This window comes from Enterococcus sp. 10F3_DIV0382 (assembly GCF_002140245.1).
Taxonomy (GTDB): Bacteria; Bacillota; Bacilli; order Lactobacillales; family Enterococcaceae; genus Enterococcus_B; species Enterococcus_B lactis.
On record NZ_NGMF01000004.1, the window covers coordinates 1 to 748 of the forward strand.

Genomic DNA, 748 nt, shown 5'->3' on the forward strand with positions numbered 1-748 from the left:
GTCCTCGGCATTTCAAATATGCGCCCATAGCTCAACTGGATAGAGTGTTTGACTACGGATCAAAAGGTTAGGGGTTCGACTCCTCTTGGGCGCGTTAATTAAGCGGGAAGTAGCTCAGCTTGGTAGAGCACTTGGTTTGGGACCAAGGGGTCGCAGGTTCGAATCCTGTCTTCCCGATAATTATAAATTTAAACACGGGGCCTTAGCTCAGCTGGGAGAGCGCCTGCTTTGCACGCAGGAGGTCAGCGGTTCGATCCCGCTAGGCTCCATTTCATTTAAATAATGAATATCTTTTTCGCGGTGTAGCTCAGCTGGCTAGAGCGTCCGGTTCATACCCGGGAGGTCGGGGGTTCGATCCCCTCCGCCGCGATTTTTAAGAGCCTGGACCTTTAGCTCAGTTGGTTAGAGCAGACGGCTCATAACCGTCCGGTCGTAGGTTCGAGTCCTACAAGGTCCATTGTGGCGTTGTAAGTTTCATATGGAGGATTACCCAAGTCCGGCTGAAGGGAACGGTCTTGAAAACCGTCAGGCGGGTAAAACCGTGCAAGGGTTCGAATCCCTTATCCTCCTTTATCATATTATCGCGGGATGGAGCAGTCTGGTAGCTCGTCGGGCTCATAACCCGAAGGTCGTAGGTTCAAATCCTGCTCCCGCAATTTAAAAACTAAAAACACTGGTTCCGTGGTGTAGGGGTTAACATGCCTGCCTGTCACGCAGGAGATCGCGGGTTCGATTCCCGTCGGAACCG

General features: G+C 52.0%; 8 tRNA genes. All 8 read left to right on the top strand.

The features are described 5' to 3' along the window. Positions 1–20: 20 nt before the first annotated feature. The 8 genes from A5849_RS14165 (at position 21) to A5849_RS14200 (ending at position 748) form a co-directional block, all read left to right on the top strand. Positions 21–94 (top strand) — tRNA-Arg (locus tag A5849_RS14165). Positions 95–103: 9 nt separating this feature from the next. Beyond that, a tRNA-Pro gene (locus A5849_RS14170) sits at positions 104–177 on the top strand. A 19-nt stretch (positions 178–196) separates the two neighbouring features. Beyond that, positions 197–269 (top strand) — tRNA-Ala (locus tag A5849_RS14175). 27 nt (positions 270–296) lie between these two features. After that, positions 297–370, top strand: a tRNA-Met gene (locus tag A5849_RS14180). Positions 371–383: 13 nt separating this feature from the next. Beyond that, a tRNA-Ile gene (locus tag A5849_RS14185) sits at positions 384–457 on the top strand. Positions 458–480: 23 nt separating this feature from the next. Beyond that, positions 481–570: transfer RNA gene (locus A5849_RS14190), tRNA-Ser, on the top strand. A 12-nt stretch (positions 571–582) separates the two neighbouring features. Then, a tRNA-Met gene (locus tag A5849_RS14195) sits at positions 583–656 on the top strand. A 19-nt stretch (positions 657–675) separates the two neighbouring features. Next, positions 676–748 (top strand) — tRNA-Asp (locus A5849_RS14200).